This is a genomic window from Streptomyces sp. NBC_00028 (assembly GCF_045041065.1).
Lineage (GTDB): Bacteria > Actinomycetota > Actinomycetes > Streptomycetales > Streptomycetaceae > Streptomyces.
The window spans coordinates 6,329,296-6,342,572 of record NZ_CP108293.1 but is presented as its reverse complement, the minus strand read 5'-3'; the positions used below and the strand labels follow the sequence as shown (position 1 = coordinate 6,342,572).

Genomic DNA, 13,277 nt, shown 5'->3' with positions numbered 1-13,277 from the left:
GGATGGGGGAACGGGGAAAGGGGCGCGGCATCCGAGGGGGATGCCGCGCCCCGCTTTTCTCGTGGGGGGAAGGGCAGTTGCAGGTCAGTTGTAGGCCGCGAAGGCCTTCGAGAACGCGTGCTCGTCCTGGACGATCGAGCTGCATGTGGCGTCGGCGTAGGTCTTGGCGCCGCCGGAGCACTGCTTGTCGCGGGTGGCGGACCACATGGAGAGCCAGCCGAGTCCCTTGGACTTCGCGAAGTTCACGAGCTGGGTGGCGTCCTCGACCTTGAAGATCTCGCTGGTGACGTCGTTGACACCGATCATGGGCGTCACGGCGACGGCCTTCCAGGCTGCGCTGTCGCTCAGCCCCAGCACGCTCTTGACCTGGGCCTGCGTGGCCGTCGCGGCCTGCTCGGCGTAGGTGCCCATGTCGCCGCTGTAGGCGGGGCCGTAGTCCATCGCCATGATGTTGACGGTGTCGATGCCGACGCCGTTGGACTTGGCGTTGGACAGGAGGTTCACGCCGTCCTGGGTCAGGCCCTCGGGCATGACGGGGAGGGTGAAGGAGACGTCCAGGTCCGGGTGCTGGGCCTGGAGCTTGGCTATCGCCTTGGCGCGGTTGGTGTTCGCCGTGGTGTTGGGCAGCGCGCCGCCCTCGACGTCGAAGTCGACCTTGGTGAGGTCGTAGGCGTCCACGACCTTGGCGTAGGCCGTGGCCAGCGCGTCCGCCGAGGAGCAGGTCGTGGCCAGTTCGCTGCCCGCCGCGCCGCCGAAGGAGACGCGGACGTCGCCGCCCTTGGCGCGCAGGGCGCCGATCTGTGCGGCGACCGCGTCGCTCGCGAGGTCCGTGACGCCACCCCACTTGGGGGTGCAGCCGCCGCCGTCGGTGACGAAGGCGAGGTTGTAGTCCTTCACGCCGGTGGCGGTGGCGCTCGCGACCAGGTCGAAGGCCGGGTAGAGGGAGGTGTCGACGTAGGGGGCGAAGCCGGCGCTGGTGGTGGTTCCCGTGCCGGTGCTCTGCGAGGGGCTGGCCGTGGCGGTCGGGGTGGGGGCGGGGGTTGCCGTGGCGGTGGGCTTGCCGGTCGCCGTCGGGGAGGGGGAGGCCGTCGCGGTCTCCGTGGGGCGGCCGGTCGGCTCCGGGGTGGCGGTGGCGTCCGTGGAGCAGGTGGTGCCGTCGATGCGACAGCCGGTCGGGGCGCCGGTGCCGTTGACGACGAAGCCGACGGTGACGGACTCGCCGGCGGCCAGGCCGTCGGTGTCCCACTTGGCCGAGGTCACGGTGATGTGCTGTCCGCTCACGCCCGACTCGGCGTTCCACAGCGAGCTCAGCTTGGCGCCCGAGGGCAGGTCGAACTCCAGCTTCCAGTCCTTCTTGGCCGCGCCGCTGTTGTTCGTCACCACGTACTGGGCGGTGTAACCCGTCGACCAGTCACTGGTCTTCGTGTACGCGGCGCCGATCCCGGCGGCCTGGGCGGTGCCGGTGAGCAGGATCGCGCCGCCACCGACCACGGCCGCGGCGACGGCCCCGGCGATCACCTTGTTTCTGCCGCTCACCTTGCGCCGGTGCGTGCTCATGGCGTGCCTGCCTTCGTTGTTCGGGGGTGGGGTGCGGCAGCACGCTAGCGAGCCGGAAACGGGCAAAGCGCCTGATCCGGACGGCGGTTGGCGATCTTAGGGTGCGCTTAAGGAAGGGATCGGGGACGGTTAAAGGTCGAGACCAATCGTCCGGTACGACGCCGTCGCACCCGGTGCCCCCGGCGCTCGGGCACCCGCCCGTCCAGCTGGATCCAGATCCGCACCTCGGTGCCGCCGAGCACCGACGAGCCGATCCGTACGTCCCCGCCGGTCTCCTCCGCGAGCCGGCGCACGATGTCCAGGCCGAGCCCGGTCGACCCCGCGTTGCCGGAGCCCCGCCCGCGGGCCATCGCGGCCTCGGGGTCCAGGATTCCGGGCCCCGCGTCGGACACCAGCACGATCACCGCGTCCTCGCCGTTGTGCACGTCGACCGCGAAGGCGGTGCCCTCGGGGGTGTGCCGGAAGACGTTGCCGAGCAGGGCGTCCAGCGCGGCGGCCAGATCGGCGCGGGCGACAGGTATGCGCACCGGCCGCTCCACCCCGGCCACCCGCACCTTGCGTCCCTCGTCCTCGGCCAGCGCCGACCAGAACGCCATCCGCTCCCGCACCACTTCGGCGGCGTCGCACCCGGTGCCGGGCCCGGCGGCCGCGGTCTGCGGCTTGGCCTCCCGCGCGGTCCGGATGATCGTGTCGACCTCCCGCTCCAGCTGGGCGACCGCGGCCCGGGTCTGCTCGGCGGCGGGCCCGTCCCCGAGCGAGGCGGCGTTGAGCCGCAGCACGGTGAGCGGAGTACGGAGGCGATGCGACAGGTCGGCCGCCAACTCACGCTCGTTGGCGAGCAGTTGCACGACCTGGTCGGCCATGGAGTTGAACGCGACCGCGGCCAGCCGCAGTTCGTCGGGCCCTTCCTCGGGCACCCGCGCGCCCAGCTTCCCCTCCCCCAGCTCATGCGCGCCCTCGACCAGCTTCTGCGCGGGCTGCACCATCCGTACGCCCAGCCGGTCGGCGACCGCGACCGAGCCGACGATCAGCGCGACGCCGACCCCGGCGAGCACCGCCCATGCCGTGGCCACCCCGTTGCTGACCTCGGCCTCGGGGACGTACACCTCGACGACCGCGATCTCGCCGGAGCTCAGCGCGACCGGCTGGAGCAGCGTGGAGCCGCCCGGCACCTCGGTGGTGGAGGCGCGGCCGAGTCTGCGCACGGTCGCCACGTCGTCGGCGGCGGCGCGCCGCCGTCCGATGTCGACGGCCTGGTCCTGGCCGCTCGCCGGTATGTGCACGGCCATCCCGTCCTCCGAGCCCGCGGAGGCGACGACCCGCTCCAGCTGGTCCCGGTCGGTGGTGATGGACAGGGCGGGGGCGACGGCGGCCGCTTCCCGTTCGGCGTTGGAGAAGGCGCGGTCCCGGGCCATCTCCTTGATGACGAGGCCGAGCGGGATCGCGAAGGCGACCACGACCATGGTGGTGACGGCCAGACAGACCTTGACGAGTGCCCACCTCACAGCGGCAGCCCCCCGCCGGGTGGCTCCAGCTTCACCCCGACACCCCGCAGGGTGTGCAGATAGCGGGGCCTGGCCGCGGTCTCCCCCAACTTCCGGCGGAGCCAGGACAGATGGACGTCGATGGTCTGGTCGTCACCGTAGGACTGCTGCCACACCTCGGCGAGCAGTTCCTTGCGGGGGACGACCACACCGGGGCGGCCGGCGAGGAAGGCGAGGAGGTCGAACTCGCGGCGGGTGAGGTCCAGTCGGACGCCGTCCAGTTCGGCCTGGCGGCGCAGCGGGTCGACGGTCAGGCCGCCCACGCGCAGCACGGACTCCGGGGCCGCCTCCCCGACGACGGCCCGGGAGCGGCGCAGGACGGCGGCCATTCGGGCGGAGAGGTGTTCCACCGAGAAGGGCTTGGTCAGATAGTCGTCCGCTCCCGCGTTCAGCAGGCGCACGATCTCCGCCTCGTCGTCCCTGGCCGTGGCGATGATCACCGGTACGTCGGTGATCCCGCGCAGCATCTTCAGCGCCTCGGACCCGTCCAGGTCGGGCAGACCGAGGTCGAGGATGACGACGTCGAAACGGAAATGGGCGACCTCGCGCAGCGCCTCCAGCGCCGTACCGACACTCCGCACCGTGTGGGCGGCGTCGGTCAGCTGCCGGATCAGCGCCGAGCGTACGAACTGGTCGTCCTCGACCACGAGCACACTTGCCATGCGCCGCACCGTACGCCATACGGCCGAGCCGCATCCCTGCCTGTGGATAACTCCCCACCGGTGCGACTCATGGTGTCCGTGAGGCAGTATGACCGGCGATGCGCAGAGGACTCGTACACGTACTGGCTTGGTCGCTCGCCACGGGCGCGGCGGTCACGCTGTCGTGGTGGGGTGTGCACACGGTCATGGCGGGCACGGCCTACGACCCGCCGCGTGCCCTGCCCATCACGGTGGCGGAGCAGACCACGCAGGAGTCGAAGCCGCTGGCGTCGTCGACGGCCCGGCCGTCCGCGTCCCCGTCGAGGAGCACGGCGTCACGGGAGCCGTCCCCCACGCCGGCCCCCTCGAAGACCCCGACGAAGTCCCCGAGTCCCTCCCCCACCGTCTCCGGTGAGGTCAAGAGCTACGACACCGAGGGCGGCCGGGCGGTGTTCTCGCTCGGCGAGAGCTCCGCGACGCTGGTGTCGGCGACGCCGGCCGCGGGCTGGTCGATGCAGGTGTGGAAGACGGAGACGTGGATCCGGGTGGAGTTCGCCTCCGGCGCGGACCGGGTTTCGGTGTTCTGCACCTGGCACGACAGCGCGCCGCGGGTGGATGTCGGGACGTACTAGCGACGTCCTTACCGGAACACCGAGGGCGGTGGCGCGGGCGAGGCGATGGCCGACGCGTCCGTGACGGGGGTCGCTCCGCCGGTGAAGTCCAGGAGGGCGCGGCCGTGTTCGACCCGGCCGGGGTGGGGATCGCCGGCCGCCCTGCGGGTCAGTTCGGCGATCGGGAGCGGGGTGTCGGAGGCGACGAGGACGGCGTTGCCGAAGCGTTTGGCGCGCAGGACCGTCGGGTCGGCGATCAGGGCGAGGTGCTCGAAGCGGGCGGCGGCGGTGGCGATCTGGCCGCGCAGATGGGCCAGCGGGGGGCCGTCGGCGAGGTTGGCGGCGTAGCAGCCGCCCGGCTTGAGGGCCCTGCGGACCTCGTCCAGGAACTCGGTCGAGGTCAGGTGGGCCGGGGTGCGCGCCCCGCTGAACACATCGGCGATGACCAGGTCGGCCCAGCCGTCGAGCACCTTGCCGAGCCCCTCGCGGGCGTCGGTGGAGCGCACCCTGATCCGGGCGTTCGGGTCCAACGGCAGTTCCCGGCGGACGAGTTGGACGAGGGCCGCATCCCGCTCGACGACCTGCTGGGTGGAGCGGGGCCGGGTCGCGGCGGTGTACCGGGCGAGGGTGAGGGCGCCACCGCCGAGATGCACGGCGTGCACCGGTTTGCCGGGCGGGGCGACCAGGTCGATGACATGGCCGAGGCGGCGCTGGTACTCGAAGGAGAGGTGCGCGGGGTCGTCGAGGTCGACATGCGACTGCGGTGCCCCGTCGATGAGGAGCGTCCAGGCCCGCGCGCGTTCCCGGTCGGGGATCAGCTCGGCGAGCCCGCCGTCGACGGGTTCCACGACGGCTTCGACGGAAGCGGCCGCACGCCGGGAACTACGGGACCTTGCCATTCGCCCATTGTCGCAAGCCGCGCGGTGTCAGGCTCGCGCAGCCTCGCCACCGGAGGTCACTGGCAGCCGTCCGCCGCCTCGATCAGCCGGGCCGCCTCCCCCAGTGCCGCCCGCAGCACCACCGGGTCGGTGGCCAGGTCGGCCTCGCCGGGCGGCAGCAGCCAGTCCGAGCCCGCCACCGGCGGCTCGGGGTTGAGCCGCAGCCCCCGCCCGTTGGTCTCCGTACAGGTGCTGCCCGGGACGTCCCACGCGGCGGCCGTCCCCGGCGGGACCACGAAGCCGAGGGTGTCGCCCCCGTCGTCGTGCAGTACGGGCCCCACCGCCTCCCCGGCCCCCCGCCGCAGGATGTCGACCGCCTCCAGCCCCTGCCGGGTCGGCACCGTGACGAGGTCGCAGCCGACCTCGGCGAGCGGTGGTTCGCTGTACTCCGTCAGCGGCGCACAGACCTCGATGCTCCGGCTGGTCTTCATCCCGGCCTCCACCACGGCACCCCTCCTTGGACGAGCGGCTCGGGAGTCGGGCGGCTCCCGGTCCATGGAGTTCAACGCACGGCAGCGTCAACGGCTACGGCGGAAGTCAGCCGCAAAGGATGGCAGTTCATGGCAGATCGTGGATGAGATATCCGGTTTGTAGCCAAACACTGCGTGGCGGGTCTGACACAGCAGGTACGTTCTTGCCCGCCGGAACCAGGGTGACGACAGTGACATACCACTCAACTCACCATGGATCCGGCATGGTTCGACGGTTCGCACGAGAGGACCCGGCCATGGCGACGTCAAAGGTGACCTCGTCCCAGCCCCCCAGGCCACCACGGCCGAACCTCGCGTTCCGGGAGTTGCGCGCACAGCGCTCCCCGGCCGAGTTCGCCGCGGCGGTCCGACGGGCCGCGCGCGAGATCGGCGAGCGGGTCAGCTGCGACGCGCGCTATGTGGGCCGGGTCGAGGCGGGCGAGATCCGCTGCCCCAACTACGCGTACGAGCGGGTGTTCCTGCACATGTTCCCCGGCCGCACGCTCACCGACCTGGGCTTCGCGCCCCGGGCGTCCGTACGCGGACGCGGGGCGCGCCCCACCGAGGACGCGCCCCCGGCACACGTCACCACACCCGCGTACCCCGCGGGTGGTGCGACGGGTGAGACGTGGGGGGCGCACGAGCCGTATGACACGCAGAACCCGTACGAGACGCACGACAACTACGAGGAGAGCGACGTGCTACGTCGCGCATTCATGACCGGCGGGGGCGCCACCGTGGCCGTCGCCTCCATGGGCACCATCGGGCTCGCCCCCGCCACCGCCGCGGCGGCCGAACGCCGCGTCCGGCGCCCGGGAGTCCCCGACGCGGACGCCCTGGAAGAAGCCGTACGACGGATCAGGCTGCTGGACGACCGGCACGGCGCGGACGGCCTCTACCGGCGCGCGGCGACGCCGCTGCGCGCCGCCTACGCGCTGCTGGACGCGGGTGCGACCCGGCAGACCACCGCCGACCGGCTGCACTCGGGCGCCGGTGAACTCGCCATCTCCGTGGGCTGGCTGGCGCACGACTCGGGGCGGTTCGACGACGCGCGCTCGCACTACGCGGAGGCGCTCGCGACCGCGCGGATGACCGGTGACGCCGGTCTGGAGTCGCACGCCTTCTGCAACACCGCGTTCCTCGCGCGCGACGCGGGCAGGCCGCGGGAGGCGGTGCGGGCCGCGCAGGCCGCGCAGCGGGTGGGGCGTCCGCTGGGGTCCGCCCGGCTGATGTCGCTGCTCGCGCTGCGGGAGGCGGGCGGCTGGGCGGGGCTCGCCGACCGCACCGGCTGCGAACAGGCGCTGGTCCGGGCGCAGGCCCTCTTCGAGCGCGGCCCCTCGGACGCCGACCCCGAGTGGATGAGCTTCTACGGAGAGGCCGAGCTGGAGGGCCTTGAGGCGCAGTGCTGGTCGACGCTGGGCGACTGGCCGCGGGCGGCACGGCACGCGCATCGGGCGGCGCAGCTCCAGGACCCGCACTTCACCCGGAACATCGCCCTGTACACGGCCGAGCTGACGGACGACCTCGCGCGCGGGGGCCGTCCTGACGAGGCCGCGGCCGCCGGGATGCGGGTGCTCGACCTGCTGGGGCAGGTGCAGTCGTCGCGGATCCAGTCGATGCTGGCGGGGACCACGCGCGTGCTGCTGCCTCATCGGCGGGCCGCCGGGGTGGGCGCGTTCCTGGAGCGGCACGCCTCCCTGCCGCGTACGGCGTAGGGACAGGCCCTACCCCGCCAGGTGGCCCGTGTCGTTCCAGCTCTCGATCGCCGGCTCCCCGTACGCCCAGCCCAGCACCGACAGGGACGTCGGGTTCAGCCTGATGCGGGCCGCGAAGTCGAGGGGGAGGCCGAGCCAGCGGGCGCCTATGGAGCGGAGCATGTGGCCGTGGGCGAAGATCAGCACGTCGCGGTCCGCCTCGCGGGCCCACGCCACCACCTCGTCCGCGCGGGCGGTGACCTCGGCGAGGGTCTCGCCCTCGGGGACGCCGTCGCGCCAGATGAGCCAGCCCGGGTTCACGGCCTGGATCTCGTCCGGGGTCATGCCCTCGTACGCGCCGTAGTGCCATTCCATGAGCGCGTCCCACTCGCTCGCGCGCTCACCGAACCCGGCGAGTTCGCAGGTCTCCCGCGCGCGTGCCAGCGGGCTGGTGCGCACCTCGACGCCCGGGAGGCCGTCCAGCGGCGGCCGGTGCAGGCGCTCGCCGAGGAGTTTCGCGCCACGCCGGCCCTCCTCCAGGAGCGGCACGTCCGTCCGGCCCGTATGTTTGCCCGCCAGGGACCACTCGGTCTGTCCGTGCCGGGCGAGCAGGATGCGCGGTGCCATGAGGTGAGGAACCTTTCGAGGAAAAAACCGGGCGGACCCCACCCATCATCGCGCACCCTGTCCGGGGGCAACCCGTCGGTCGATCTCTGCGTCCTAGAGGGCCGGGGCCCCTGCGCGGGGGCGAGCACATACACCGTAAAGTGGTAAGACCGGGCAACCGGACGCCGCAACGAGAAGGGGGAGGCGATCGGATGCCGCACGCCGAGACACCGGGCAGCGAGACGGCCCCGCGTACCCGGCTGCGCTGGTGGACCGAGCTGCCGCTGATCCTCCTGGTGTACGCCTGCTACTCGGCGGGCCGGCTCCTGGCCCGGGGTGATGTCACGAGCGCCGTCGACCACGGCCTGACGATCCTGCGGGTGGAGAAGTTCCTCCACATCAACGCCGAGCACCCGCTCAACCGGCTGTTCACGAGCGAGGCCTGGCTCGGCGTACCGGCCGACTTCTGGTACGCGTCGCTGCACTACCTGGTCACCCCGGCGATCCTGATCTGGCTGTTCCGGTCCCGCGCCGTGCGCTACCGCGCCGCCCGCACCTGGCTGATGACGTCCACGTTCATCGGTCTGATCGGCTTCACCCTGCTGCCCACCTGCCCGCCCCGCCTCCTCTCCGAGGGCCACGGCTTCGTCGACACGATGGCCCAGTACAGCTCGTACGGCTGGTGGGGCGGCGAGGCGAGCGCGCCCCGTGGCATGGGCGGAATGACGAACCAGTACGCGGCCATGCCGAGCCTGCATGTGGGCTGGGCGCTGTGGTGCGGGGTCATGCTGTGGCGGTACGGCGGGACGCGTATCACCAAGGCCGCCGGTGTCGCCTACCCGCTGATCACCACGATCGTGGTCATGGGCACCGCCAACCACTACTTCCTCGACGCCGTCGCGGGCGCCGCCGTCATGGGCGTCGGGCTGCTGCTGGCGCCGCTCGTACTGCGGACCGCGGGCCGGGTCAGGGGGCGTGTGGCGACGGCCCTCACGCCCGTCACGGCGGGCACCGGAGCCGCACAGGCCTCAATTGTCAGTGGCGGATGCCAGACTTCCGCGGGTGAGCGATTTCCACGGCAGCGCGAGTCACGGGTCGGAGCGGGAACCGAGCCGAGTGCCTCTCCCACGGACGCGGGGGACGGCGCTCCGGCAGCAGCTCGCTGAGCTGCGCGGTCCCGACGTACCGGCCAAGGCGCTGGATGCCCGCGCCCTGGCCGCCCTCGCCGCCAACCCGGGGTGCAGACGGCGCGCGATCCTCGACGGCGCCGGGGTGAACAAGGCGACGCTGGCGAGCGCGCTGGGCTCCCCCTCGGCGTTCGGCCAGTCGCAGTTCGCGCTGACCCGGGGCAACGCCTTCGAGGCGAAGGTCAAGGCCGACGGCGGCGCCGAACTGCTGCGGTTGGTGCACGAGAAGCTGGACCCCGCCGCCGAACCCCCCGTCCACGCGCGTGTGCCCGACCTCACCGCGATCGGCCCCGAGGGCCGTACCGCCCGCACCGCGCTGGCCCTGCGCGAGGCCGACGAGGCGCGCGGCGAGTGGACACTGCTCGACCACCCGATGCTCGCCCTGGACGTCGCGGGCTCCCCCGCCTTCCTGGAGCCGGACGCGGTGGTGGTGCACCCGGACGGCAGCTGGACGGTCGTGGAGATCAAGTCCTTCCCGCTGCTGGACGGCTCGGCGGACCCGGCGAAGGTGGGCGCGGCGGCCCGCCAGGCCGCGGTCTACGTGCTGGCGCTGGAGGAGGTGGCGGCGCGCATGGAGCCCTCCCCCGAGGTACGCCACCGCGTCCTCCTCGTCTGCCCCAAGGACTTCTCCAACCTGCCCACCGCCTCCGCGGTCGACGTCCGCAAGCAGCGCGCGGTCACCGGCCGCCAACTCGCGCGCCTCACCCGCATCCAGGACATCGCCGACACGCTCCCCGAGGGCACCTGCTTCGACCCCGGCCGGCCCGCCGAGGAGCTGACCGCCGCCGTCGAATCGGTCCCGGCGACGTACGCGCCCGAGTGCCTGGCCGCGTGCGAGCTGGCCTTCCACTGCCGCGACCGCTCCCGCGCGGCGGGCGCGGTGACGTCCCTGGGCCGGTCCGTACGGGCCGAGCTGGGCGGCCTCACCACCGTCCCGGACGTCCTGGCGGCGGCGCGCGGGGAGGCCGGCGACCCGGAGGACCCGACCGTCACCGCCCTGCGCAAGGCCGCCGCCCTCCGCGCGGAGGCACTGGGAGCCGCCGCATGTCGCTGATCGCCACCCTCGCCCGTCTGGAAGCCGTCAGCACCGGCCGCGCGCAGCCCGCCGCGACCGTCCGCCACCGGCATCTGGCCGACCGCCCCCTGGTCCTCGTCCCGCTCACCACCGCCGGTGAGGCCGGTGCCCCGCTCGGCGCGCTCGTCGGCACCGACCGGGACGCGCCGCGCCTGCTCGTCGTCCCGCAGCCGCGCGACCGCGACCTCAGGTTCCAGTTCCTCTCCGAGCTGGCGGACGTCGTCCTGCCGTACGTGGACACCTACGCCGAGGCGGTGGAGGCCGCCGAGCGCAGCGAGACCGACCCGGAGACCGGCAAGCGGGTCAAGGTCGAGGTCGAGCTGTGCGCGGACGCCCCGCAGCTGATCGTGCCGAGCCGCGCGGGCGTCGACTTCGTCCGGCTGCTCGGGCGCTCCATGCGCTTTCGCCGTACGGCCGAGCAGGACCCGGAGGCCCCGCACCCGGCGCCTCCGCGCGTGCCGTTGCTGGGCCGGTGGCTGACCCACTTCGGGGAGCGGGCCCGCGTCCCCGGATCCTCCCTGCTGCTCGCCGCGACGGAGCTGCTGTCCCGGCACTGGGCGACCGGCCAGTCCAGCCTCGAGGACCAGCATCTGGGCGCGCTGCTGGCCTGGATCGACCCTCCGGAGGGCGCGACCGGCGCCGAGGCGGCCCTCGCCGCCGAGCTCGCCCGGGACGCCAAGGGCCAGCTGCTGCACCCGCCGGCCGGCCCGGCCACCGACCCGGCGTTCGACAACAAGCTGCTCGCCCCCGCCATCGAGCGCTACAACCGCGCGCGTACGGCGCTCGCCGCCGCCGAGGACGGCCTGGAGGCGGACGACCGGCTCGGTGAGCTGACCGCCGCCGAGCGCGCGATCAGGGACCTCGTCGAGAGCCGGACCCGCCCCACCTGGGACGCGGTGTGGCGCGGCCTGGACCTCCTGCGGGAACTGCCCGAGGGCGCGCGCGTGGAGGAGCGCTGGACCCGCGACCGCTGGTCGTTCACCTCCCACCGCGACCGCATCACCGCGGGCGAGCCCCCGCAACCGCGCCGCGACGACGCGGTGACCGCCGCCAACAAGCTCGCCACGCGCGAGCGCGAGCAGGCCCGCCTGGAGGCGCAGGAGGCCCTCGACGACCCGCTGGTGATGGCCGGGCGGCGGCTGTCCGGAGAGGCGTTCGCGGGCGAGGTCACCGACGTCGTCATGACGTACAGCGAGGGCAAGCGCCCCAGCCCGCGCCCGCTCGTGACGCTGCGCACGGACGACCGGCCGCATCTCGGGGAGCGCGTCAAGGTCTACCGCTCCCTTGGCGGCAAGCCGCAGTCGGCCGAGTTCGTGGGTTACGAGGACGAGGGTGCCCTGGTCGTGCTCCGCGTCCTCGACAAGATGGGCCGCGGCAAGGAGCCCGAGCCGGGGTCGGTCCCCGAGAAGGGCGACCGGCTCTGCTTCACCCTCTTCGAGCACGAGCAGCGGGGCGGCGCCAAGCTCCCCGACCCGGAGAACACGCCCTGGACGCACGGCGGGCCGCCGGGCGAGGCCGCCCACGAAACCGCTGACCCGCTCACTCCGGAGGACGTCCTGTGACCACCGTCTCCGACCTCTCGGGCCGCTTCGACCCCGGTGCGGCGGCCGGCCGGGCGACCGACGCGATCCTCCGCGACACCCTGCACGGCGACGCGCGCGGTGTGGTCGTCGACTCCCCGCCCGGCGCCGGCAAGTCCACGCTGGTCGTCCGCGCGGCCCTCGAACTGGCCGACGCCGGGCGCCCGCTGATGGTCGTCGCGCAGACCAACGCCCAGGTGGACGACCTGGTCCTGCGGCTCGCCGAGAAGAACCCCGAGCTGCCGGTGGGACGACTGCACAGCAGCGACGCCGACGCGTACGACAAGGCGCTGGACGATCTGCCGAACGTGCGGAAGTCGGCGAAGGCGACGGACCTCGCCGGCCTCCCGGTCACGATCTCCACGGCCGCCAAGTGGGCCCACGTCAAGGTGGACGAGCCGTGGGAGCACGCGATCGTCGACGAGGCGTACCAGATGCGATCGGACTCCCTGCTCGCCGTCGCGGGCCTGTTCCAGCGGGCACTGTTCGTGGGCGACCCGGGCCAGCTGGACCCGTTCGCGATCGTGGGCAGCGAGCAGTGGGCGGGCCTGTCGTACGACCCCTCGGCATCGGCCGTCACGACCCTCCTGGCCCACAACCCGACCCTCCCCCAGCACCGTCTCCCGGTGTCCTGGCGGCTCCCGGCGTCCGCGGCACCGCTGGTCTCGGCGGCGTTCTACCCGTACACCCAGTTCCGCAGCGGCACCGACCACGGCGACCGCGCCCTGTCCTTCGCGGTCCCCTCGGACGGCTCGGGCCCCGACCGGGTCATCGACGAGGCGGCGGAGTCCGGCTGGGGCCTGCTGGAACTCCCCGCCCGGCACACCCCGCGCACGGACCCGGAGGCGGTGCGGGCGGTGGCGACGGTCGTACGCCGCCTGCTGGACCGAGGAGGCGCGGCAACCTCAGAACGCTCCCCGGCCCCCTCCCCCCTCACCGCCGACCGCATCGCCGTCGGTACGGCCCACCGCGACCAGGCGGCGGCGGTCCGCGCGGCCCTCACCGACCTGGGCGTCACGGACGTCACCGTCGACACGGCGAACCGTCTCCAGGGCCGGGAGTACGACGTCACGGTCGTCCTGCACCCCCTGTCGGGCCGCCCCGACGCCACGGCGTTCCACCTGGAGACGGGCCGCCTCTGTGTCCTCGCCTCCCGCCACCGGCACGCGTGCATCGTGGTCTGCCGGGCGGGCGTGAGCGACCTGCTGGACGACTACCCGTCGACGGAGCCGGTGCAGCTGGGCACGCTGGTGAAGTTCCCGGACGGCTGGGAGGCGAACCACGCGGTACTGGCGCATCTCGCGGAGCACCGGGTGACCTGGCAGCCCTGACCTGTGGGATTCCCCCGTCCTTATGGGGCTCTTGCGCGGGCGC

Annotated in this window: 12 protein-coding genes; 6 read left to right on the top strand and 6 right to left on the bottom strand. The window is 73.4% G+C overall.

Going from position 1 to position 13,277, the window contains the following annotated elements; all coding sequences use genetic code 11:
• Nucleotides 1-84: 84 nt before the first annotated feature.
• From OG885_RS28590 to OG885_RS28580, 3 genes are all read right to left on the bottom strand, one after another.
• Nucleotides 85-1,557 carry a cellulose binding domain-containing protein gene (locus OG885_RS28590; protein WP_405736659.1) on the bottom strand — a complete coding sequence of 491 codons (1,473 nt, stop codon included), beginning with the start codon at nt 1,555-1,557 and terminating at the stop codon, nt 85-87.
• A gap of 107 nt (nt 1,558-1,664) precedes the next feature.
• Nucleotides 1,665-3,062 (bottom strand): ATP-binding protein, encoded by a 1,398-nt coding sequence (locus tag OG885_RS28585; RefSeq protein WP_405736657.1) that lies wholly within the window; start codon nt 3,060-3,062, stop codon nt 1,665-1,667.
• Nucleotides 3,059-3,763 carry a response regulator transcription factor gene (locus tag OG885_RS28580; RefSeq protein WP_329338855.1) on the bottom strand — a complete coding sequence of 235 codons (705 nt, stop codon included), beginning with the start codon at nt 3,761-3,763 and terminating at the stop codon, nt 3,059-3,061. The genes OG885_RS28585 and OG885_RS28580 overlap by 4 nt, the downstream gene beginning before the upstream one ends.
• Before the next feature lie 98 nt (nt 3,764-3,861).
• On the opposite strand from OG885_RS28580, the gene OG885_RS28575 reads away from it, so the two are divergent.
• Nucleotides 3,862-4,374, top strand: coding sequence for a hypothetical protein (locus tag OG885_RS28575; protein ID WP_405736654.1), 513 nt, complete (start codon nt 3,862-3,864; stop codon nt 4,372-4,374).
• 8 nt (nt 4,375-4,382) lie between these two features.
• Here OG885_RS28575 and OG885_RS28570 read toward each other — a convergent pair whose 3' ends face one another.
• Nucleotides 4,383-5,252, bottom strand: a complete 870-nt coding sequence (locus OG885_RS28570) for a spermidine synthase (RefSeq protein ID WP_405736651.1) — start codon at nt 5,250-5,252, stop codon at nt 4,383-4,385.
• 56 nt (nt 5,253-5,308) lie between these two features.
• Nucleotides 5,309-5,722: a hypothetical protein gene (locus tag OG885_RS28565; protein WP_405736648.1), complete on the bottom strand. Its 414-nt coding sequence runs from the start codon at nt 5,720-5,722 to the stop codon at nt 5,309-5,311.
• A 296-nt stretch (nt 5,723-6,018) separates the two neighbouring features.
• On the opposite strand from OG885_RS28565, the gene OG885_RS28560 reads away from it, so the two are divergent.
• The gene (locus OG885_RS28560; protein WP_405736645.1) at nt 6,019-7,476 is read left to right on the top strand and encodes a hypothetical protein; all 1,458 of its coding nucleotides are present in this window, start codon (nt 6,019-6,021) and stop codon (nt 7,474-7,476) included.
• Nucleotides 7,477-7,485: 9 nt separating this feature from the next.
• Here the strand turns inward: OG885_RS28560 and OG885_RS28555 are convergent, their stop codons facing one another.
• A complete protein-coding gene (locus OG885_RS28555; RefSeq protein WP_405736642.1) occupies nt 7,486-8,082 on the bottom strand; it encodes a histidine phosphatase family protein in 597 nt (198 codons plus the stop codon).
• Nucleotides 8,083-8,273: 191 nt separating this feature from the next.
• On the opposite strand from OG885_RS28555, the gene OG885_RS28550 reads away from it, so the two are divergent.
• The 4 genes from OG885_RS28550 to OG885_RS28535 are packed head-to-tail and all read left to right on the top strand — an operon-like array spanning nt 8,274 to nt 13,234.
• A complete protein-coding gene (locus OG885_RS28550) occupies nt 8,274-9,227 on the top strand; it encodes a phosphatase PAP2 family protein (RefSeq protein WP_405736640.1) in 954 nt (317 codons plus the stop codon).
• Nucleotides 9,178-10,302, top strand: a complete 1,125-nt coding sequence (locus tag OG885_RS28545; RefSeq protein WP_405736638.1) for a hypothetical protein — start codon at nt 9,178-9,180, stop codon at nt 10,300-10,302. The genes OG885_RS28550 and OG885_RS28545 overlap by 50 nt, the downstream gene beginning before the upstream one ends.
• Nucleotides 10,293-11,885, top strand: a complete 1,593-nt coding sequence (locus OG885_RS28540; RefSeq protein ID WP_405736635.1) for a hypothetical protein — start codon at nt 10,293-10,295, stop codon at nt 11,883-11,885. Before OG885_RS28545 ends, OG885_RS28540 begins: the two co-directional genes overlap by 10 nt.
• Nucleotides 11,882-13,234, top strand: coding sequence for an AAA domain-containing protein (locus OG885_RS28535; protein ID WP_405736633.1), 1,353 nt, complete (start codon nt 11,882-11,884; stop codon nt 13,232-13,234). The genes OG885_RS28540 and OG885_RS28535 overlap by 4 nt, the downstream gene beginning before the upstream one ends.
• Nucleotides 13,235-13,277 lie beyond the last annotated feature (43 nt).